General features: G+C 65.5%; 22 protein-coding genes. 14 read left to right on the top strand and 8 right to left on the bottom strand.

The genetic code is table 11. The features are described 5' to 3' along the window. The coding region (locus VFW45_08525) for an anti-sigma factor (GenBank protein HEU5180824.1) at window positions 1-206 on the top strand (206 nt) is incomplete at its 5' end. Between the two features lie 8 nt (window positions 207-214). Here VFW45_08525 and VFW45_08520 read toward each other — a convergent pair. From VFW45_08520 to mscL, 8 genes are all read right to left on the bottom strand, one after another. Continuing rightward, window positions 215-1,153, bottom strand: coding sequence for a 2-dehydropantoate 2-reductase (locus VFW45_08520; protein HEU5180823.1), 939 nt, complete (start codon window positions 1,151-1,153; stop codon window positions 215-217). A gap of 64 nt (window positions 1,154-1,217) precedes the next feature. Next, entirely contained in the window at window positions 1,218-1,940 is a 723-nt protein-coding gene (locus VFW45_08515) for a CPBP family intramembrane glutamic endopeptidase (GenBank protein ID HEU5180822.1), read from the bottom strand. Window positions 1,941-2,028: 88 nt separating this feature from the next. Beyond that, window positions 2,029-2,967: a type II CAAX endopeptidase family protein gene (locus VFW45_08510; GenBank protein HEU5180821.1), complete on the bottom strand. Its 939-nt coding sequence runs from the start codon at window positions 2,965-2,967 to the stop codon at window positions 2,029-2,031. Between the two features lie 28 nt (window positions 2,968-2,995). Beyond that, window positions 2,996-3,655: a 2-phosphosulfolactate phosphatase gene (locus VFW45_08505; protein HEU5180820.1), complete on the bottom strand. Its 660-nt coding sequence runs from the start codon at window positions 3,653-3,655 to the stop codon at window positions 2,996-2,998. A 37-nt stretch (window positions 3,656-3,692) separates the two neighbouring features. Further along, window positions 3,693-6,131 (bottom strand): DUF87 domain-containing protein, encoded by a 2,439-nt coding sequence (locus tag VFW45_08500; protein ID HEU5180819.1) that lies wholly within the window; start codon window positions 6,129-6,131, stop codon window positions 3,693-3,695. Window positions 6,132-6,223: 92 nt separating this feature from the next. Next, the gene (locus tag VFW45_08495; protein HEU5180818.1) at window positions 6,224-7,564 is read right to left on the bottom strand and encodes an OmpA family protein; all 1,341 of its coding nucleotides are present in this window, start codon (window positions 7,562-7,564) and stop codon (window positions 6,224-6,226) included. Between the two features lie 41 nt (window positions 7,565-7,605). Next, complete coding sequence (locus tag VFW45_08490) at window positions 7,606-8,481, bottom strand: DUF481 domain-containing protein (protein ID HEU5180817.1); 876 nt, start codon at window positions 8,479-8,481, stop codon at window positions 7,606-7,608. 52 nt (window positions 8,482-8,533) lie between these two features. Further along, on the bottom strand, window positions 8,534-8,947 hold the full coding sequence (gene mscL / locus VFW45_08485) for a large conductance mechanosensitive channel protein MscL (GenBank protein ID HEU5180816.1): 414 nt from the start codon (window positions 8,945-8,947) through the stop codon (window positions 8,534-8,536). Between the two features lie 290 nt (window positions 8,948-9,237). Here mscL and VFW45_08480 point away from each other — a divergent pair, with 290 nt between their 5' ends. From VFW45_08480 to VFW45_08420, 13 genes are all read left to right on the top strand, one after another. After that, window positions 9,238-10,605 (top strand): serine/threonine-protein kinase, encoded by a 1,368-nt coding sequence (locus tag VFW45_08480; GenBank protein HEU5180815.1) that lies wholly within the window; start codon window positions 9,238-9,240, stop codon window positions 10,603-10,605. Between the two features lies 1 nt (window position 10,606). Next, on the top strand, window positions 10,607-11,062 hold the full coding sequence (locus tag VFW45_08475) for a YbhB/YbcL family Raf kinase inhibitor-like protein (GenBank protein ID HEU5180814.1): 456 nt from the start codon (window positions 10,607-10,609) through the stop codon (window positions 11,060-11,062). 7 nt (window positions 11,063-11,069) lie between these two features. Beyond that, the gene (locus VFW45_08470; GenBank protein HEU5180813.1) at window positions 11,070-11,834 is read left to right on the top strand and encodes a class I SAM-dependent methyltransferase; all 765 of its coding nucleotides are present in this window, start codon (window positions 11,070-11,072) and stop codon (window positions 11,832-11,834) included. A gap of 29 nt (window positions 11,835-11,863) precedes the next feature. Continuing rightward, window positions 11,864-12,193, top strand: a complete 330-nt coding sequence (locus VFW45_08465; protein HEU5180812.1) for a DMT family protein — start codon at window positions 11,864-11,866, stop codon at window positions 12,191-12,193. Between the two features lie 243 nt (window positions 12,194-12,436). Further along, window positions 12,437-13,051, top strand: coding sequence for a BON domain-containing protein (locus VFW45_08460; GenBank protein HEU5180811.1), 615 nt, complete (start codon window positions 12,437-12,439; stop codon window positions 13,049-13,051). A 25-nt stretch (window positions 13,052-13,076) separates the two neighbouring features. Next, a complete protein-coding gene (locus VFW45_08455; protein ID HEU5180810.1) occupies window positions 13,077-13,706 on the top strand; it encodes a hypothetical protein in 630 nt (209 codons plus the stop codon). A 236-nt stretch (window positions 13,707-13,942) separates the two neighbouring features. After that, window positions 13,943-15,061: a P-loop NTPase gene (locus VFW45_08450; protein ID HEU5180809.1), complete on the top strand. Its 1,119-nt coding sequence runs from the start codon at window positions 13,943-13,945 to the stop codon at window positions 15,059-15,061. A 206-nt stretch (window positions 15,062-15,267) separates the two neighbouring features. Beyond that, window positions 15,268-15,726 (top strand): SUF system Fe-S cluster assembly regulator, encoded by a 459-nt coding sequence (locus VFW45_08445; protein HEU5180808.1) that lies wholly within the window; start codon window positions 15,268-15,270, stop codon window positions 15,724-15,726. After that, window positions 15,723-17,168, top strand: coding sequence for a Fe-S cluster assembly protein SufB (gene sufB, locus VFW45_08440; GenBank protein ID HEU5180807.1), 1,446 nt, complete (start codon window positions 15,723-15,725; stop codon window positions 17,166-17,168). Before VFW45_08445 ends, sufB begins: the two co-directional genes overlap by 4 nt. 28 nt (window positions 17,169-17,196) lie before the next feature. Beyond that, a complete protein-coding gene (sufC, locus tag VFW45_08435) occupies window positions 17,197-17,952 on the top strand; it encodes a Fe-S cluster assembly ATPase SufC (protein HEU5180806.1) in 756 nt (251 codons plus the stop codon). A gap of 21 nt (window positions 17,953-17,973) precedes the next feature. Continuing rightward, window positions 17,974-19,323 (top strand): Fe-S cluster assembly protein SufD, encoded by a 1,350-nt coding sequence (sufD, locus tag VFW45_08430; GenBank protein HEU5180805.1) that lies wholly within the window; start codon window positions 17,974-17,976, stop codon window positions 19,321-19,323. Further along, on the top strand, window positions 19,320-20,594 hold the full coding sequence (locus VFW45_08425; GenBank protein ID HEU5180804.1) for a cysteine desulfurase: 1,275 nt from the start codon (window positions 19,320-19,322) through the stop codon (window positions 20,592-20,594). The genes sufD and VFW45_08425 overlap by 4 nt, the downstream gene beginning before the upstream one ends. After that, window positions 20,594-21,043, top strand: a complete 450-nt coding sequence (locus VFW45_08420; GenBank protein ID HEU5180803.1) for an SUF system NifU family Fe-S cluster assembly protein — start codon at window positions 20,594-20,596, stop codon at window positions 21,041-21,043. Before VFW45_08425 ends, VFW45_08420 begins: the two co-directional genes overlap by 1 nt. Window positions 21,044-21,057 lie beyond the last annotated feature (14 nt).

Raw genomic sequence — 21,057 nt, 5'->3', positions numbered from 1 at the left:
GCGAAGGGAAGACCTATCAGCTGTGGCTGGTGACGGCGCAGGCGAAGATCAGCGCCGGCGTGTTCGATCCTTCATCCGAAGAAGCCGCGGGAAGCGTCGCGGTGCCGACGGATGCCGGTGCGGTCGTGGCCGCTGCCGTCACGCCCGAGCCGGCCGGCGGCTCCCCCCAACCCACCGGCAAGATCATCCTGCTCGGGAAAATCTGAGCCGGCTGTCACTCGAAGTCGATCTGGCGGCGCGCTCGCATCTCCAGCGGAAGGAGCGCGTCGTAGATGAACTGGTGCAGGGGGGTTGGGACCTTGGCTTCCCGGCCGAGACGCACGACGGCGCCGACCCAGGCCTCCAGCTCCGACGGTTTCCCGGCGGCAATGTCCCGGTGGAGGGAGGTCGTGCCGGAGGGGACGAGAGCATCGAAGAAGCCCATGGTCTTCTCCGGGAGGTCCGGCTCCAGCGCGATGGCGCGGGCGCGTCCCACATCGAAGATTTCACGGGTGCCCGTGGAGTACATCGCGCGCGTCTGCGGGACCTGGCGAATCACGCCGGCGGGAGCGCGTGTGACGGCTCCGATGCCTCCGAAGGGGACCACGGTGAGGAACTTCTTCCAGAGCGCCACCTGGATGCTCTCGGGCACGTCGGCCTGAACGCCCGCCTCGACGAAGGCCTGCCGCAGCCGCTCGACGCGCCCGCTGGTCCGGCCGTCCAGCTCGCCGAATCGGATGTAGTGCGTGTCCCCGATGCCGCGAATCACCCCCGGCGCGGCGATCCAGCTGAAGGTGGCGCACAGCCCGCCGAGCACCGGATCGGGACCGAGAATCTCGACCAGCTGGCCGGGAGTCTCGACGCCATTTTGAAGGGGTACTACGAGGGTGTCGGGACCGATGAGAGGTTTCATGGAGCGCGCCGCGTCGGCGACCTGCCAGGTCTTCACGCCGAGAATCACGAGATCGACGGCGCCGACCCGGGAAGGTGTATCGGTGGCATCGGCAGGCCGGACCCGCATCTCGCCTTCAGGCGTCTCGACCCGCAAGCCGTCGGCCTGAATCGCCGCGAGATGTGCGCCGCGCGCGATGAAGACGACCTCGTGTCCCGCCAGCGCGAGCTGCGCGCCGAAACGGCCACCCGCGCCACCGGTCCCAAATACCGCAATTCTCATCTCGTCCCTCTACGATCCAATGAAAGCACCCCGCCGCCTCGAACGAGAGCCTCCGCGTTGGCCCTCAGGATCCACCCAGGCCCTCGATATAGAAATTTCCGATGCCATGGGCGATGGCGACGATCCAGAGATTGCCCGATCTCTGGAACAGTACTGCGAAGAACAGGCCGATCGCAAAAATGCCCGCGAACATCGGAAGCGCCGCCGATGTGCGCGTGAAGTGGTAGAAGTGCAGGGGTCCGAAGGTAAAGAGAGTGTTCGCGACGAGGACCCCGGCCAGCGGTCCCCAGCGGCGAACCAGCTCCGTCTGCAGAATTCCCCGGTACATCAGCTCTTGATAGAACCCCCAGAGCAAATACGGGAGCAACAAGGTCAACACTTTTTGCATCCCCCCGGGCTCGGCGAGAGCCGTTCGCAGCCGGTCCGCGTTCACCAGCGCGAAGACGACGTTCGCCAGGATCATCAGCTGGACGAAGTAGGACTTTTCCGTGCCGTTCCATTCGCGCCACCGGATGAGACCCAGGTCGGAAACCTTCACCTTTGCGACGAAGCAGACCGCCAGCAAGGCGAATGCGAGCAGCAGGGGGATCCGAATCCAAAAGGGGGGAAGCGGAAGGCCGAGGAAGCCGAAAAGCGAAAGGCGGGGGCCAATAATGCCTTCCAGGAGCACGAAGATCAGAAGCAGGCGAACGCCCGCCGAGGCAGCGTAGGTCGGCGTGCGTTTCCGGTCGAAGAGGAAAAGATGACCCCTCCAGTGGATGCTCGAATCCTGCCTGCTGGCTTGCATGGCCTTCATCGGTGGGTGAGGAGCATCGCGCCTGTTGCGGCCGGCGCGCCGATACCCGCGTACCAGCTGATGATGATTGCCAGCGCCATCAGGATGGACCCCTCTTCGACGCCGACGCAGGCAACGTCTTGAAGCTGATCAGGGTGAGCCCGAGGCTCAGCAGGAACAGCCATGCCACGACGGCGAATGGTTGTGTCCCCTGCTCGCCGATGGAGGACGGGGCCACGATGGCCTGAGCTACTGCCTGGAGCTTCTGCCCGAAGGACGGGGCGAGCGGGTCGGCCCAGACGGGACGACGGGTGAGGAGATGCCAGGCGGATGCAGGCTTGTGAAAGACGTATACCGGCAACAAGAGGGCATCACCCGCCATATGGCCGATGATTGCGGGAGCCAGCGAACGGGTGCGATAGACGACAAAACCGAGGAGCGCGCTGGCCAGAAGATGGAAAGGAAGATGGCCCAGGCCAACCTTCGGCACGTGGGCAAGCCAGAAGGCCATGCCGGTGAGGAGCAGGGCCGGCACGATTCCATACGCTTCCTCGAGCGGCTGTTGCAGGTAACCGCGAAAGGCGATCTCCTCGACGACCCCCGCCGAGAATGCCAGCGAAAGCGCCAGGCCGAGCAAGGTGGCGGTCGGGTAGGCGCCGGCATCGATCGGAAGCTCGGGCGCTTGAATGGGAAAGAGACTCGGCAGCAGCAATCGGAGACAGAGCATCGTCAGGAGAGACAGGAGAATCGGCAAGGAAAGCCGGACCCACATGGAAGAAGGCAGCTTCCCGCGGCGCGTGATGCGGTCGCGCAACGGCTGCATGCTCGCCGGCCAGCCGGTTCCCGCGAAGGTGCGCCAGAAGAGCCAGACGACGAGGATCGTGGCGGGCAGGGCCCAGGGAACCGCCGGGAGCAGCTTGAGATTGCCCACGAGCGGAAGCGCGGTGACGGTCGTGCCGATGGTCAAGACTACGAAAGCCAGGACGAACGCTCGCACGAGCACGGGCAGCCGCCGCCAGAGCGCGATGATCCATCTCATGAGCTCATCCCCGCGCGCCTCAGCTCCATCAGGGCGGAATCACGCGTTTCGCGATGGTCCGGCCGGCTTGCCGCTCGACTTTCATGGCGAAGTCAAAGGCATCGAACGACGTGGCGCAGTCCAGATCCTCCAGGGGCCAGTCCGACTCGCGGGGTCGGTGCTTCGCCGCGGCGCGACTCCCTCTCACGACGGCGATGACGTCGTCCTTGCGACAGGGCCTTCCATCCAGAAGGGAAGCCAGCCACTCGGCACACGCCAGGTCTTCCTCACCTTCGTTGGGCGCGCCCGAGGCCACGAGGGTCACCGCGTCACGGTCCTTGATCGCCCGGGCGGTTGCGGAAGCCACCACCAGGCTTCCCAGCCAGATTTCGCCGGCCTGCTTCGCGGCGACCACGCATTGAGTTCCGGAGCCGGTTCGCAGGATCCCGCGGCCGGCAAGTTTTCGTCCGATCAGCCGACTCGGTGAATTGTTGTGGTCGAAGCCCGGGATCAGCCGGCCACCGATTTCCCCCATGCGGAAGCCATCGGAGGCGAAGGCTTCCTCCGCCGTCGATACCAGCTCGATGTCGGCGAGGCCGGCGTCGAACGCGTACGCGGCCGTGGTGAAGGCGCGCATGACGTCGATCACCACCACAACACCCTGGGCGGCGCGCACCCCATCGATCCCCTGGATGATGCGAATCAACATGACGGCTCGAGCGTTCGAGATGCCGGGGCAGACCGGCTCAGAATCTTGGCGTCATCTCGCCGGTGGGGCCGATTTCCCAGGGGGTCCAGACGAGCAGGACGTCGCGGGGCTGGATGTCGCCCTTCCTGGGATGGAGCTCCACCTTCTCCAGGGGCAGGGAAGCGGCTTCCGATCCCGACCGCAGAGCCTCGGCTTCCGATTCGACCTTAGCCTGGAGATCGGCGAGCTGCTGCCGGAGATCCTCCAGGCTCTCCTCGGCCCGGCCGACGTCTTCCCGCTCGCGCGCGGCGCGTCCCACGCCGCGGGCAGTCGTCGTGGCTTTCCCGAGGCCCCCTGCGCTGAAGGTCTTCCTGCCGAACAGTGCCCCGAGAATGGTCGCGCCGGCGGAGATCGCCGTCTGCACTTTCTGCGCGTCGTATTGCGATTGCTGGACGGAGACGCGCTGCTCGGCGCGGCGGATCCGATCCTGGAGGACCGCGAGCTTCGCCGCATGCCGCTGACGCAGCGCCTCCACTTCCTGATCGCGCTTTTCGCGCAGCGCCATGCCGAGGCGGGTGCGGAAATCCCCTTCGGTCTCTCCCAAGCGCGAGACATCCGCCGGCCGGGAGCTCGAGAAGATCGTCAGGATCCGCCTCCGGTAGAGCGCGTCGACGAGTGACAATTTCCAATCCTGGTAGCTCTTGGATTTTCCGGCCGGCTCCGGAAGCGGGTCGAACGAAGCGCCGGCGGCGGGGGACTCGTCGAGAGCGGGCTCGCCTTCGAGGGATCGGGCCTCGTTCCAGATGTCTTCCGCACCACCCTTCAGATCGGCGAGGAGCCAGGCTTCCTGCCACATATCCAGGCGTGGCTTCACCTGTGTGAAGTGCAGCCGGGCAGACCCCAGAAGCGCGGGCCGATACACCAACCGTGTTCCGGGGGAAGCCTGGACACGAAGTCTGAGGAAGACTTCTTTGATGCCGGCCGGCAACAGAGCCCTCTCGGCGAAAGCCGCGGGCCCGCCTGGAGGAGAGGCTTCCTGGGCTGGCGCCGACTTGCCGGGACCCGGCACTTCGTCTGCTTCCGTTGTCTTCGTCTTGCGCGGCGCCATCAGCGTCTGGATCTGCCCGCGGGTGAGCGGGCCGCGCAGGTAGGACATGCACCAGCGGCTCTCGAAGAGGACCGGGCGATCGTCGTGCACGTTGTTCAGGAGGAAAATACGGCTTTTCAGGCCGGCGAGCGTAGCCTCCATCCTGGAGCGGTCGAAGGCCGCGCCGGCGGCGGCCGACGCCCCCTCGAGCCCTTCGAGCACCCGGGCCTTGTCGCGCTCCGCCTGCAGGCGCCCCAGGATCCAGGTGCCGGCGTTGGACAGCCCCTTGTAGTCGAGGTCCACTGGGTTCTGCGTCGCCAGGACCACCCCCAGGCCGAAGGCGCGCGCCTGCTTCATCAACGTCAGCAGCGGCAACTTCGAGCTCGGGTTCGCGGTCGGCGGGAAGAAGCCGAAGATCTCGTCCATATAGAGGATGGCCCGCAAGCTGGAAGTCCCGCTCTGCCGGCGCATCCAGGCGATCACCTCGTTCAGCAGCAGCGTCACGAAGAACATCCGCTCGGCGTCCGAGAGATGGGCGATCGAAAAGATGCTGACGCGCGGCTTTCCGGCGGCGGTGTGCAGGAGGCGGCCGACGTCCAGCGGCTCGCCCTCCAACCATGCCGAGAACCCGGGAGAAGCCAGCAGCCCGTTGAGGGCCAGCGACAGCTCGCGGCGCTCCTTCGCGGGATAGAACGACTCGACCGACATCACCCCCAGGCTGTCGAACGGGGGATCCTGGACCTGCCGGATCAGGCCGGCCAGATCCAGGCTGGCGCCGCGGCTCCAGGAATTCTTCAGGATCGTGGAGAGGAGGATCGTCTCGCGGCTCTTCACCGGATCGGCCTCCAATCCCAGGAGCGACAGGAGCCCCGAGGCGGTCGCGGTGATCTTCTCCTGGAGCGCGTCGGAGTCGCCGGATTCGGAAGGGGGGCGGAAGGAGTCGAGGACGCTCACGGGCAGGCCGGCGGTGCTTCCCGGCGTATAGATTGTGAAATCGGCCGCTTCGCGCAGACGGCGAATCCTTTCGCCATCCTCGCCCCACGCGGCGAGCCCCTTCTTCCAGGTCTCGGCGGTCTTGCTCGCCAGCTCCTCGGGTGGAATCCCGGAGCGCGCCGCCTCTCCCTCGTCGATCCAGGGGCGGAAATCGGCGGGGGACAGATCGGGGAAAGCGAGCAGCAGGTTGCCCAGGTCGCCTTTGGGGTCGATGGCGATGGCGGGGACGCCGTCGAGCGCGGCTTCTTCGAGAAGCGACAGGCACAATCCGGTCTTGCCGCTGCCGGTCATGCCGATGCAGACGGCGTGGGTGGTCAGATCCCGCGAGTCGTAGAGAAGCGCCTCGGAGGTCGGCGCGCCGGCCGAGTCCAGGAGGCGGCCCAGGTAGAAGACTCCCAGTCCTTCGAAGTCTTTCATCTATCCTCCGGTGCGACGAATCTTAACCCAAAGCAAAAAAAGGCGCCCCGGAGTCTCCCCCGGGGCGCCTCCAGGATCCCTCGCTTGCCCGCTTACTTGATCTGGTGCAGCTCCACGCGGCGGTTCTTGGCCCGCCCCTCGGCCGTGGCATTGTCGGCGATCGGTTTCGTCTCGCCGTAACCCTGCGTCGTCAGCCGCGAAGCGTCCACTCCTTTCGAGACCAGGTACTTCTTCACCGATTCGGCGCGCGCCTGCGACAGCTTCATGTTGAAGTCGTCGTTGGCCTGCGAGTCGGTATGTCCCTGGATCTCGACCTTCACTTCGGGCCACTCCTGCAGCGTCTTGGCGACGCTGTCCAGGATGGTCTTGGAATTGGCGGTCAGGTTGGCGCTGCCGGTGGCGAAGTTCACCCCTTCCAGCACGCCGTTGAAGACGCGGGCGACCTCCGCAGGAGGCTCGGCAGGAGGCGGCGGAGGCGGCTCCGGCTTCGGACAGCCGTTGGCATCGACCTCGGTCCCGGCCGGCGTGTTGGGGCAGCGGTCCTTGTCGTCGGTGACGCCGTCGCCGTCGGAATCGCGCGGGCAGCCCTTCTCGTCCACTGGAGTGCCCTGCGGCGTGTTGGGACAGGCGTCCTTGTCGTCGGTCACGCCATCCTTGTCGGCGTCAGGCGGGCAACCGGTCGCATCCACCTTGCTGTCCTTCGGGGAGTTTGGACAAGCGTCGATCCCGTCGGGAACGCCGTCGCCGTCGGTGTCGATCGGGCAGCCCTTCTCATCGACGCGGGCGCCGGCCGCCGTGTTGGGGCACTTGTCCTTCTTGTCCGGAACGCCGTCGCCGTCGGCATCGGGCGGCGGCCCGGCAGGCTCGCCCCCGAAGGACCACAAGACGCCGACCGTCGCTTCGAGATTGTGCTGCGCCGGGACGTCGTCGTAGTTGATTCTGACGACCTTGCCGTCCAACCGCAGCCCGAAGTATTTGCCGAAATACCAGCGCGCGCCGCCGCCCGCATTGATCCCCATGTCGCTGCTGGAGAGGGCGTTGCCGCTCGTCTTCTCGCGGCCCAGGCCGCCGGTCAGGAACCAGCGGAACGCCTGCCCCGGGCGGAAGTTGTAAAGCGCGTTGATCCGGTACGAATCGATGCCGATATCGTCGTTGCTCAGCCCGGCCGAAGCGGGATAGTCGGTCTTGGTGTTGAACGTCTGGATCGATCCTTCGGCGCTCCAGGTGTTGGTGATGAAATAGCCGAAGCGCGCTCCATACAGCCAGCCGTCCTGCGGGTTCAGCTCGGTGCCGGAGTCTGGCTCATAGGTATCGGGAAAGCCGATTCCGCCGTACCCTCCCAGCTCCCAGTCCCCCTTCTGTCCGCGCTCCGCCGCGGCGGGCGTGGCGATCAGCGCCAGCGCCGCCATCAGCAGCAAAGCTTTTTTCGTCATGGGCAGGATCCTCCTCGAGTGTTGAATGCGCCCCGGGACCCTCAGAATTTGACGACGAGCGATGTGGTGAAAATGGTGTCCAGCTTGTCGAGCTCGAAGAAAGCCACCTCGCCGGGCGGAAGCAGCCCGAGCGGGTCGGAGGCCGCCGCCTGCGCCGGCTCGTGATCGTACAGCCATCGCAGGCTGGCCTTCAGGGAGAAGCGCGCCGACATGGCGACCGCGACCCAGTTGGTCATGTCGCCCCGCCAGTTGGTGGTGTCGTTCAGGTCGTCCTCGATCATGAAGTCGTTGCCGTAGGTCGTGACCTCGCCGAACTTCTGCTGGTAGGTCGAGCTAAGGCGAGCCGCGACGTAGGTCCCGTCGAAGTCGGGAGGCTCGGCGACATCCTCCTCATCGACGTAGCTCAGCGCGTAATCGGTGCGGAACCTGACGCGATCGGTGTCCTTCCAGATGTTCCCGACGCCGCCCGCCACCGTGGTCCGGTTCTCGATCCCGGAGAAGCGGTTGCGCTCCCAGCCGGCGAAGCCGTACCAGAAAAAGGTCTTGGTGATGTCCCGACTGTATTTCCCGTTGGCGTAGTAGGCTTCGGCGGTGAGGCTCGAATCGGAGTCTTCGGCGATGTCCACCGGAGGGCCGGCCGAGGAGACGGTGTGAGTGGTGACGGTGGAGCGGGAGCGGATGCCGCCCGCGTTGATCTCGAGGAGCGCGTTCTCCCAGCGGCGGCTCAGCAGGTTCTTGAAGCCGAGGGTGTTGACCTCGGAGTTCCCCGAGGTCGCGACGTACGCGAGCTCCCCCACGTCTCCCCAGCCCAGCTTCGGCGGCTCGGCCGGCTTGTCCTCGGCAGAGAGACAGGCAAAGGAAAGGAGCAGCGCCGTGGCGGAACCGGCGAAGAATCGAAGCGTCCGGAAGCGGTCCAACGGATATCCTCCTCTCGGGGCGCGGGCCGGGGCTCCCGCCGGTGATCTGGAACTAGATGGGACTCGTGCAGAACTTGCACTTCTTGGCCTTGGCGATCACCATCTCGCCGCACTGCGGGCACTCCTTCATCGCCGGGCCGGCGGGAGCGGGCTTGAGAAGGGCCTTGCTGATGACGTAGATGCAAAAGGCCACGATGACGAAGTCGATGACCGTGTTGAGGAAGACGCCGTAGCGCAAGGTCGGGGCGCCGGCGGCCTGCGCCTGGGCCAGAGTGTCGTAATGCGTGGCGCCCAGACTGATGAACAGGTTGCTGAAGTCGACGTTGCCCAGGAGGAGCCCGAGGGGGGGCATCAGAATGTCATTGACCAGCGAGGTGACCACTTTGCCGGCCGCGCCGCCGATGATGACGCCGATCGCGAGCGCGAGGGCATTGGTCTGGAGCAGGAACTCCTTGAATCCTTTCACGGCCGTCTCCAGTGAATGGTCTGCCTGCCCGTCCTGGATTTTGGTGTCGGAGTATCGTCCAAGGCACCAAGCTTTTGCAAGCGATGCTTCGGGGACAATGAATCGAGACATGCTCGAAGATGAATGCTTTCGGCAATAATCCTCCGGCCGAGCGCATCTTGGAGGGATGGTGACGTGTCCTGAGGGCGACAAGGGAGTTCCGCTTTCGGAGAAATGGGGCATGACGATAGAATGATGAACCGTTTCGGGGCTCAGCCCGTAGTGACGATCGGAAAGCGGGGGCGGGATCGTTGATCGGCAAGACGCTGAAGAATTACACGGTCGAGGAGCTCCTGGGCAAGGGGGGCATGGGGGTCGTGTATCGGGCACGCGACACGCGGCTCGGCCGCCCCGTCGCCCTCAAGGTCCTGAAGCCCGAGGTGCTGCAGGACTCCGATCGCCGCCGCCGCTTCATCCAGGAGGCGAGGGCCGCCTCCGCCGTCAACCATCCCGCCATCGCGCAGATCTACGACATCGAGGAATCGGACGATACCACCTTCATCACCATGGAGTACGTCGACGGCTCCACGGTGCGCAAGCTGGTGGAGCGCGGGGAGCTCGACCTGGGATCGGCGCTGGAGGTCGGCATCCAGGTGGCGGACGGCCTGGCGCGGGCGCACGAGGCAGGCATCATCCATCGCGACATCAAGTCGGACAACGTCATGGTGACGCGCGACGGACACCCGAAGATTCTGGATTTCGGGCTCGCGAAGCTGCTCGACTCGGAGGGAACCTCCTCCGAATCGGGAGCCAGCCGGATGGAGACGGTGACCCGGACCCAGGCAGGGATGATTCTCGGCACGGTCAATTACATGAGTCCCGAGCAGGCACGGGGACTTCCGGCGGACCGGCGCTCCGACGTCTTCTCCTTCGGCATCCTCCTGTACGAGATGGCCTCCGGCGTCCTCCCCTTCAAGGGGGCGAGCATGCTCGACACGCTGCACGCCATCGCCTACGAACAGACGCGGCCCATCACCACGCTGAAGGCGAACCTCCCCTACACGCTCCAGAAAGTGGTCGATCGCTGCCTCCAGAAGAAGCCGGAAGATCGCTACCAGGACCTGCGCGAGACGGTGACGGATCTCAAACGCGTCAAGCGCGAGGTGGAATCGGGCGTGACCGGCGGCATGCCGCTTTTCGACCGGGTCAGGAGCTGGCTGGGGGGCATGACGACCCGCGGCATGATCTGGGCCGCGATCGGCGGCGCGGTCGTCGGCGGCATCCTCATCGCCCTGATCTCCGGGGGCGACGCCAACTGGGGCGGATTGCTGATGGTCGCCATCGTGGGATTGTTCCTCTGGCGGCGGTTCCGCAACCGCGGGCAGCGGATGGCCACCAAGTTCGTCAAGAAGGCCTCCTTCGTCAAGGAGGTGCGCATGATCACCCTGCACAAGGGGCAGTTCACGATCATTGCCGATCATCCGACGGCCAAGACCTACCTGAAGCTGAACGCGCTGCTGACCGCGGCCAACGAGAGGCTCTATCATGGAGACCCGATGACGATGGTGGTGCGGGAGGACCTTCCCGAGGACGAGCTTCGCAAGGTCCTGGCATCGCCCGGCGTGCGCTTCGTGCGCGAGGAACGGCTCAAGAAGGTCATCGCCGGAAAGAAGGGCTGACATGAAGCTGGAGTCGAAGGCGTTCAAGGCGGGCGGTGCGATCCCGTCGGTCCACACCTGCGACGGCCCCGACGCTTCCCCCGACTTGATCTGGTCCGATCCTCCGGAGGACACGGCTGCCTTCGCGCTCGTCTGCGACGACCCTGATGCTCCCGCGGGTACCTGGGTCCATTGGCTGGCCTGGAACATCCCGGCCGGCGCGCGCCGGCTGGCCGAAGGGATCCGGCGTCTTCCCGAGCTCCCCGACGGCATGCGCCAGGGTTCCAACGATTCCCGGCGTCTCGGCTACGGCGGTCCCTGCCCGCCGTCCGGAACGCATCGTTACTTCTTCCGTCTCTACGCCCTGGATTGCGAGCTGGACCTGCCGGCAGGATCGGCCCGCGAGGCGCTGGAGCAAGCCATGGCCGGACACATCCGCGCCGAGGCGACGCTGATGGGAACCTACCGGCGGTCCTGAAGCTGCCGTGCCGACCCCCTCCCCGGATCCCTTCGAAGCCTGGGTCATCGATCTGGAGCGCCGCCAGCTTGCCGACCTCACTTTCGGCGAGCTGCGCCGGGCCCTGGCGGCCCTCTCTTCTCTTTATGTCGAGCGCCGAGGCAGGCTGGGCGAGGGAGCCGCGTTGGAGGGAGCCGGCAAGCGCGCCGCCTTTGCACTGTTCTATGGACCGCTGCACTTTCTCACGGTGCGCGGAGTGGTGCGCGCGCTCGCAGGGGAGAGTGCGCCTCCGAAGCGCATCATCGACCTCGGCTGCGGGACCGGGGTTGCGGGAGCGGCCTGGGCCCTGGAATGCGATCCGCGTCCTGCGGTCACAGGGTGGGAGCGCAGCGCCTGGGCGATCACCGAAGCGCGCTGGTGCTTCTCCCGGTTGCGCGTGCGCGGAATTCTCCGCCGCGGAGACTTTGCGGCGGCGCAGCTCGGAGGCCGCGAGGATGCCGTGCTGGCGGCCTTCGCCATCAATGAGCTCGATGCCGGCGTAAGAGAATCACTGCTCGAGAAGATGATCGAAGCCTCGCGCCGCGGCGCCCGGGTCCTGGTCGTCGAGCCGATCGCCCGGCGCGGCTTCTCCTGGTGGGACCATTGGGCCGCGACGTTCCAGGGAGTCGGCGGCCGGGAAGACAGCTGGCGCTTCCCCGCCGTGCTTCCCGACCTGATTCGCAGGCTCGACGAGGCGTCGGGAATGGACCATCGCGAGCTGACTGCCCGCAGCCTCTGCCTGAACCTCCCATGAGCTTTCTTCCCGGATGGAGTCGACGCACGATGCTGACGATCGCCCTGCTCCTGGTGTCGAATATTTTCATGACCTTCGCCTGGTACGGCCACCTGCGCTTCCGCTCCCTGCCGTTGTGGCAGGTCATCCTGGCGAGCTGGGGCATCGCCTTCTTCGAGTACTGCTTCCAGGTCCCCGCGAACCGGATCGGATACAGCAGCTTCTCGGCGGCGCAGCTCAAGACGATCCAGGAGGCCATCACGCTCCTGGTGTTCAGCGTTTTCTCGGTGACCTATCTCGGCCAGCCTCTCAAGTGGAACGACCTCGCCGGCTTCGCCTGCATCCTCCTCGCCGTCCTGTTCCTCTTCAAACCCTGGTAATTGGAACGTCGCGCCGGCGTCGTGAGGCGGCTTGCCGCACGCGGCGCGCGACGTTCGTCCTGCGCGGATGACAAGCCAGCGCGCGGAATTCCTACGTAAATCTCCGGAAATCACCCTATCTGCGAGCAGCAAAAACCCGGAAAAAGGCTCTCTAAAACGGGAAATTCGGCGCTGGCATCGCGCTTGCCACAGGAGGGCGCGCTCCGCATTGCATCGGCATTTCAGGAAACGAAGGAGCGCACCATGCACGCACTCACAAAGTCGGCTGTCGCCATGCTCCTCGCCATACCTCTTCTGGTCAGCTGCAGCACGGGGTCCACGACGACCACCAACGGCCCCGACGAGAAGAGAGAGCACGAGAGCACCGACTTCAGCCAGAAGCTGAGCGACGCGGGCATCAGCACCCGCATCAAGACCGCCTACATCTTCAACGAGCACCTGGCCGCCCACAAGATCGATGTCGATACCCACGACGGCACCGTGACGTTGTCCGGGACCGTGAGGTCGGACATCGAGAAGGAGCTGGCCGAGGAGATCGCCAAGAACGTGGCCGGGACCCGCTCGGTCGAGAATCGCCTCCAGATCGGTGAAGAGGTCGAGCGTGCGGAGAACGATCAGGACCCGGATCGCACCTTTGGACAGGCGGTGAAGGATGCCACCACCACGGCTTCGGTGAAGACTGCCCTGGCTTTCGAGAAAGGCGTCAAGGCGTCCGACATCAACGTCACCACCCGGTGGGGCACGGTCACCTTGACCGGCACCGTGGCGACGAAGAAGGAAGCCGAGCTGGCGAAGCAGACCGCGGCGAAGACCGCCGGTGTGAAGGAAGTCGTCAGCGAGATCCAGGTGCGAGGCTGAGGCCGAAGCCTTGAAGGGAGCTCTCATGAGACCGGATGCGAAGAGCTTTTCCACGATGATGCTGGTCCTGACTTTCGCGGCCGGCACGGAAGCGGTCTTCGCGGAGAGCTACGAGTATCTGTTCAACCGGGACGCCGTGAAGAACGACCATGAGATGTTCCTCAACCTGGCGGTCGGCGACTACGGATACGACCGGGCGGCGCTCGAGCCGCTTCTCCCGAAGATCAAGCACGTCGAGTCCGATCTGCCCGTCATTTTGTTCGTGTCGCGCGAATCGGGCCGGCCACTGGAAGCCATCGTGAACCAGCGCGCCCTGGGGCTGAGCTGGTCCTCGATCCTGAAGCGGCACAACGTCCCGACCGATGTCCTGTTCGCCGGGATCGATCGGGACCCCGGACCGCCTTACGGGCGGGCCTGGGGATACTGGAAGAAGCACCCTTCGACCACCGCTCTGAGCGACTCCGACGTGCGCGGCCTCGTCCAGGTTCGTCTCGGATCGCGCTGGGCCCGCATGACGCCCTATCAGATGGCTCGCGGCCAGGGGCGCGGCGAGTCGGTGGTCACCGTGGTGGCGGACCGGAAGGGCCGCCCCTTCGAAGTCGAAAAGGTAGAGCCGTCGACACCCGTGGGAAAAAGCCACGGTAGAGGGCGCTGAGCATCGCGCCTCGTCCTTAATCCTTCCTCGAGCGCCGGCGAGACGACCCTCATGCCGGCTCCCGGGGTTTAAGCCCCCCGCAGCGCACCCCCGTCCGGCGCCGCGGGGGGCCTTTCCGTTCCAGGCCCTGGTTTGACAGTTCATCACGCCGCTGCTTAACTGACACGAAAATCTCTCACAAGGACGGAAGCACGGCGCAGGCGCGCCGGTTTCTGAAGACATAAGACGGAGGCGAGATGCCCGAACCAGGCATGGGGCAGGTCAAGAACGCGATTGCCATCGCGAGCGGCAAGGGAGGAGTCGGAAAGTCGACCGTGGCGACCCACCTGGCGCTGGCGCTGGCGCGGGGCGGCGCGCGAGTCGGGCTGATGGACGCCGATATCTACGGTCCCTCCATCCCGACGATGCTCGGAGAGGGGAAGGGGGCGGAGCCTTCTAATCAGCCCGGAATCCTCGAGCCGGTGGAGCGCCGCGGCATCCAGTTCATCTCCATGGGGCTGTTCACGGGGCGCGACACGCCGGTGATCTGGCGGGGTCCCATGGCCACCAAGATGGTCCAGCAGTTTCTCGCGCAGGTGGCCTGGGGCGCCCTGGATTACCTCCTGATCGACCTTCCCCCCGGGACGGGAGACGTGCAGCTGACCCTCACGCAGTCGGCGCCGCTGGTCGGCGCGGCAATCGTGACGACCCCGCAGGAGGTTGCGGTGGGAATCACCCTGCGCGGGCTCCGGATGTTCGAGCAGGTGCAGGTGCCGATCCTGGGGATTATCGAGAACATGAGCTCCTTCGTCTGCCCGCATTGCGGCAAGGCGACGGAGGTGTTCCGGCACGGAGGCGGCAGGAAAGCCGCGGAAGAGCTGGGAGTTCCTTTCCTGGGCGAGGTGCCGCTCGATCCGGCGATCGCCGAGGCGGGCGACACGGGGCGTCCGCTCGTGGCCCTGGAGAGCGCCGGAGCCGAGACGCCCGGAGCCCGGGCCTTCCTGCAGATTGCCGAGAAGTTGAGGACGGAGATCGAGCGCGTCCACTCGCTGACCGGCTCGGTCCGCCATCGTCCCGAGGAGATCAAAACCGAGGATGGCAAGGTGGAGATTCGCTGGGCCGACGGCCACGTCAGCCGTCTGCCTTTCCGCGCTCTCCGCCAGGCCTGTCCTTGCGCGCTGTGTATCGACGAGTGGACCGGAGAGCGCCGCGCCGATCCGAACCGGGTCCTGATGAGCGTGCGGCCGCTGGACATCCGACGCGTGGGACGTTACGGCATTCAGTTAAGCTGGTCCGACCTTCACGGCAGCGGAATCTATACCTACGACTACCTCCGCTCACTGGATCCCACCGCTCCCAAGGAGCCCGCGCGTTAAGGGTATCGGCGTACCCGAAGTCGCGTTACATTCGGCTTTGACGCGACTTCGGCGACGCAACCCATGGGTGATCAGTCGGCGCGCCGACATCGCCTTACAATCAATAAGAGTCGAGCGTTGACAATTGAAGACCAGAAAGGTACTATTTCTTTGCAAAACAGTACTTTTTCAGTCCTGATTCGTTGGGAGCACCAGATTTGATCCGAATGACTCGATTGACCGACTACGGGATCGTCCTCCTCACCTACTTCGCCCGAGACACCGAAAAGAGCATGCACAACGCCCGGGACATCGCTACGGCATCGCGGCTCCCGCTGCCGACCGTGAACAAGATTCTCAAGGCGCTGACCAAGAAGCACTTGCTGGTCTCGCACCGCGGGGTCAAGGGCGGCTATAGCCTGGCAAGGCCGGCAGAGGAGATATCGATGGCCGACATCATCGCGGCCACCGAAGGGCCGGTGGCACTGACCCAGTGCGCTCAGAGCGCTCCGGGGAGCTGCGTGCAGGAAACCTGCTGTCCCGTCCATGGAAACTGGCAGCGGATCAACGAAGCCATCCGCCAGGCGCTGGAGAGCGTCAAGCTCTCCGAGATGGCCCGGCCGTTCCCCTCGAGTCCCGTCCCCGCGAATGGGATCGCCTTGCGGAAGGAGGCAAGGGTTCTATGAGCACCTCGACCAAGACCATCCAGGAGCTGACCGAGCAGGAATACAAGTACGGCTTCGTCACCGACATCGAAGCGGAGACGATTCCGCGTGGATTGAGCGAAGACGTCATCCGCACGATCTCCGCGAAAAAAGGCGAGCCGGAGTTCATGTTGGAATGGCGGCTCAAGGCCTACCGGCATTGGCTGACGATGAAGGAGCCCACCTGGCACAACGTCCACTACCCCCCCATCGACTATCAGGCAATCATCTATTATTCGGCGCCCAAGACGAGCGCGGCGCCGAAGAGCCTCGATGAGGTGGACCCGGAGCTGCTCAAGACTTACGCCAAGCTGGGAATCCCGCTGTCGGAGCAGAAGATGCTCGCGGGCGTGGCGGTGGACGCGGTGTTCGACAGCGTTTCCGTGGCGACGACGTTCAAGGCGAAGCTGAAGGAGCTCGGGATCATCTTCTGCTCCTTCTCCGAGGCGGTACGGGACCATCCGGACCTGGTGCGCCAGTACCTCGGCTCCGTCGTCCCTTACAGCGACAACTTCTTCGCCACCCTCAACTCTGCCGTCTTCAGCGACGGTTCCTTCGTCTACATCCCGAAGGGCGTGCGCTGCCCCATGGAGCTGTCCACCTACTTCCGCATCAATGCGGCCAACACCGGGCAGTTCGAGCGGACCTTGATCGTGGCCGATGCGGGAGCGCAGGTCAGCTACCTGGAAGGGTGCACCGCACCCATCCGCGACACCAACCAGCTGCACGCCGCGGTGGTGGAGCTGGTGGCGCTGGACAACGCCAGCATCAAGTATTCGACGGTGCAGAACTGGTATCCGGGTGACAAGGAAGGCAAAGGCGGGATTTACAACTTCGTCACCAAGCGGGGCAAGTGCCAGGGGGTCGCCTCGAAGATCTCCTGGACCCAGGTGGAGACCGGCTCCGCCATCACCTGGAAGTACCCGAGCTGCATCCTGCAAGGCGACAACTCGGTCGGGGAGTTCTACTCGGTGGCCGTCACCAACAACCGCCAGCAGGCGGACACCGGGACGAAGATGATCCACATCGGAAAGAACACCCGCAGCACCATCGTGACCAAGGGGATCTCGGCCGGGTACGGGCAGAACACCTACCGCGGCCTGGTGAAGATCCTCAAGGGGGCGGCCAACGCCCGCAACTACTCGCAGTGCGACTCGCTGCTGATCGGCGACAAGTGCGGGGCGCACACCTTCCCGTACATCGAGGTCAAGAACAGCACCTCGCGCCTGGAGCACGAGGCGTCCACCTCGAAAATCGGCGAGGACCAGATCTTCTACTGCCGGCAGCGCGGCATCCTGCTCGAGGACGCCGTGAACATGATCGTCAACGGCTTCTGCAAGGAGGTGTTCCGCGAGCTGCCCATGGAATTCGCCGTCGAGGCCCAGAAGCTGCTGGGCGTGAGCCTCGAGGGCAGCGTCGGCTAACGAGCATTTCCCCACAACGGAGAGCACCGTGCTTGAGATCAAGAACCTGAGAGCCAAGGCCGCCGACCGGGAGATCCTCAAGGGGATCAACCTGACGGTCAAGGCGGGCGAAGTGCATGCGATCATGGGGCCGAACGGCTCGGGGAAATCGACCCTGGCCCAGGTCCTCGCCGGCCGGGACACCTACGAGGTCACGGGCGGCGAGGTGACTTATCTGGGGAAGGACCTCCTGGAGATGGCGCCGGAGGAACGCGCCCAGGAGGGGGTCTTCCTGGCGTTCCAGTACCCGGTGGAAATCCCCGGCGTCAGCACCACCTATCTGCTGCGCGCCGGACTGAACTCGGCACGCAAGCACCAGGGACTGGAGGAGCTGGACGCCATGGACTTCCTGTCGCTGGTGAAGGAGAAGGCCCGCCTGGTAGAGATGGACGAGAGCCTGATGAACCGCTCGGTGAACGAGGGCTTCTCGGGCGGCGAGAAGAAGCGTAACGAGATCTTCCAGATGGCGGTGCTCCAGCCGAAGCTGGCGATCCTGGATGAAACCGATTCGGGGCTCGACATCGACGCCCTGAAGATCGTCGCCAACGGCGTCAACAAGCTGCGCGGCAAGGACCGCGCCATCATCGTGGTCACCCACTACCAGCGGCTGCTGAACTACATCGTGCCGGACCGCGTGCACGTCCTGTTCGAAGGGCGGATCGTGAAGTCGGGCGGCAAGGAGCTGGCGCTGGAGCTGGAAGACCGCGGCTATTCCTGGATCGAGGAGAAAGTGGCCCACGCCTGAGGCGTCGCGGCCTAGCGAATCATGCCCAAGCCGAACCCTTCATTCGACGTGCGACAGCATTACGCGGAGCAGTTTTCCAAAGCCGGGAACGGAAGCAAGGACCCCGGCTGGCTCGGCACCCTGCGCCAGGCGGGTCTGGACTCTTTCGCGGCGAAGGGATTCCCGACCCTCGACGACGAGGACTGGAAGTACACCAGCGTCGCTCCCATCGCGAAGACGCCCTTCGAGACGGGCGAGGCCTCCAAGGTGGAAGGGCTCACCGTGGGACAGCTCCAGCAGCTCACCTTCGGGGAGATGGAGTGCACCCACCTGGTGTTCGTCAACGGGCACTTCGCGCCGGCGCTTTCGCGGCGCCGCCCGCTGCCCGACGGCGTCCGCGCCGGCGGCCTGGCCGAGGCCCTCGGCGAGGCGCCCGGGAAAGTGCTGGGCCACCTGGGCCGGCACGCCCTGCCCCAGGACAACCCTTTCGTGGCGCTGAACACCGCTTTCATCCATGACGGCGCCTTCGTCCACCTGCCGCGCCGCAAGGTCCTGCAGGAGCCGATCCATCTGATCTTCGTGGCCATCCCGAACGGCCAGCCGATGGTGTCCCATCCGCGCAATCTGATCGTGGCGGAGGAGGGGAGCCAGGCGGCGGTGGTCGAGAGCTACATCAGCCTGCACCCGCAAGCCTATTTCACCAACGCGGTGACCGAGGTGGTGGCGGGGGAGGGGACGGTGCTGGATCACTGCAAGCTGCAGCGCGAGAGCGAGCCGGCGTACCATGTGGCGACGCTGCAGGCGCACCTGGGGCGCGGCGCCCGCTTCTCGTCGCACGCCGTGTCGCTGGGGGCCGCGCTGGCACGCAACGACCTCAACATGGTCCTCGACGCCGAGGGCGTCGAGTGCGTGCTCAACGGTCTCTATCTGGCGCACGGCGACCAGCACGTCGACAACCACACCTTCATCGATCACGCCAAGCCGCACTGCTCCAGCCGCGAGCTCTACAAGGGAGTCCTGGCGGGACGCTCGCACGGTGTCTTCAACGGGAAGATCCGGGTGCGCGAGGACGCGCAGAAGACCGACTCCAAGCAGACCAACAAGAACCTGCTGCTGTCGGAGGAGGCGCTGGTCGACACCAAGCCGCAGCTGGAAATCTATGCCGATGACGTGAAGTGCACCCACGGTGCGACCATCGGCCAGCTGGACGAGGACGCGCTGTTCTACCTGCGCAGCCGCGGCCTGGAGGAAGGCGATGCCCGGAGCCTCCTGATCCACGCCTTTGCCACCGATCTCCTGGAGAGGATCCCGGTGAAGCCGGTGCGCACCGGGCTGGAGTGCCTGCTGATGACCCGGCTGCCGATGCGCGCCGGGCACAAGGAGAAGCCGTGAGCGGGGCGCGCGGGGCCGATCCCCTGTCCGCGGCAGCGGGCGCCGTCGCCCGGCCTTATGACGTCGAGGCGGTCCGACGCGATTTTCCCATCCTGCACCAGACGGTCCACGGCCACCCGCTCGTCTATCTCGACAACGCCGCGACCACGCACAAGCCCGAACAGGTCCTGAAGGCCCTCGACGATTTCTACACGGGCGACAACGCCAACATCCATCGCGGCGTGCACGAGCTGAGCCAGCGCGCCACTGCTTCCTATGAGGCGGCGCGCGAGAAGATCCGCGGCTTTCTCAACGCCGGCGCGGCGCGCGAGGTCCTGTTCGTGCGCGGGACCACCGAGGCGATCAATCTCGTGGCGCACTCTTTCGCCGGACCGCGGCTCAACGAAGGCGACGAGATTCTCCTGACCGGCATGGAGCACCACTCCAACATCGTTCCCTGGCAGATGGTGTGCGAGGCGAAGAAGGCAAAGCTGCGGGTGGTGCCGGTGAACGATCGCGGCGAGCTGATCCTGGAGGAATACGAGCGGCTCCTGGGCCCGAAGACCCGGCTCGTCTCGGCGGTGCACCTGTCCAACGCGCTGGGAACGATCAACCCGGTGAAGGAAATGATCGGCATGGCCCACCGGCGCGGCGTCCCGGTGATGCTGGATGGCGCGCAGGCGGCCGCACGGATTCCGTTGGACGTGCGCGACCTGGATTGCGATTTCTACGCCTTTTCCGGCCACAAGCTCTACGGGCCGACGGGCATCGGCGTGCTCTACGGCAAGGCGGAGCACCTCGAGGCGATGCCTCCCTACATGGGTGGCGGCGACATGATCAGCTCCGTGACCTTCGAGAAGACGCTGTACAACAAGATCCCCAACAAGTTCGAGGCGGGCACGCCGCATGTCGCCGGCGTCATCGGCCTGGCCGCGGCGGTGGACTACCTCGAGGAGCTCTCCGTCGCCGCGGTGGCGGCGCACGAGGACGATCTGCTGGCCCGCGCCACCCGCGCCGTGGCCGGCATTCCCGGCCTGCGCATCGTGGGGACCGCTCAGTGCAAAGCCGGCATCCTGAGCTTCGTGATGGAGGGAATCCACCCCCACGATCTGGGGACGGTGCTCGACCAGCAGGGGATCGCCGTCCGGGCGGGGCACCATTGCACCCAGCCGCTGATGGAGCGCTTCGGCATCCCCGCGACGGCGCGCGCCTCGTTCGCGCTCTACAACACGGCGGGCGAGGTCGACACTCTGGTCGAGGGTCTCTCGCGAGTCCGCGAGGTCTTCGCCTGATGGGGGACCTGCGGGACCTGTACCAGGAAATGATCCTGGATCACAGCAAGAGCCCGAGGAACTTCCATTCCCTGCCGGCGGCGCGCCGGGTCGAGGGATTCAACCCGCTGTGCGGCGACCGGGTGACGCTCTATCTGAGCGTCGAGAACGACATGGTGAAAGATGCCGCTTTCGAAGGCTCGGGCTGCGCCATCGCCACCGCTTCCGCCTCGATGATGACCGAGAAAGTAAAAGGAAAGACGGTCGGGGAGGCGCTCGCCCTGTTCGACCGGTTCCACGAGCTGCTCACCGGAGCGCCGAAGGCATCGGCAAACGGATCGGACCTCGGGAAGCTGGAGGTTTTCTCAGGTGTCCGCGAGTTCCCGATCCGGGTGAAGTGCGCGACGCTGGCCTGGCACGCCCTGAAGGCCGCGCTCGCCGGTGAAGGCGACAGGGTCTCGACGGAATAGCAATGGAGCGCAGT

This window comes from Candidatus Polarisedimenticolia bacterium (assembly GCA_035764505.1).
Lineage (GTDB): Bacteria > Acidobacteriota > Polarisedimenticolia > Gp22-AA2 > AA152 > AA152.
Note: the sequence above shows the minus strand (reverse complement) of the source record. Positions and strands in the feature narration are given on the sequence as shown.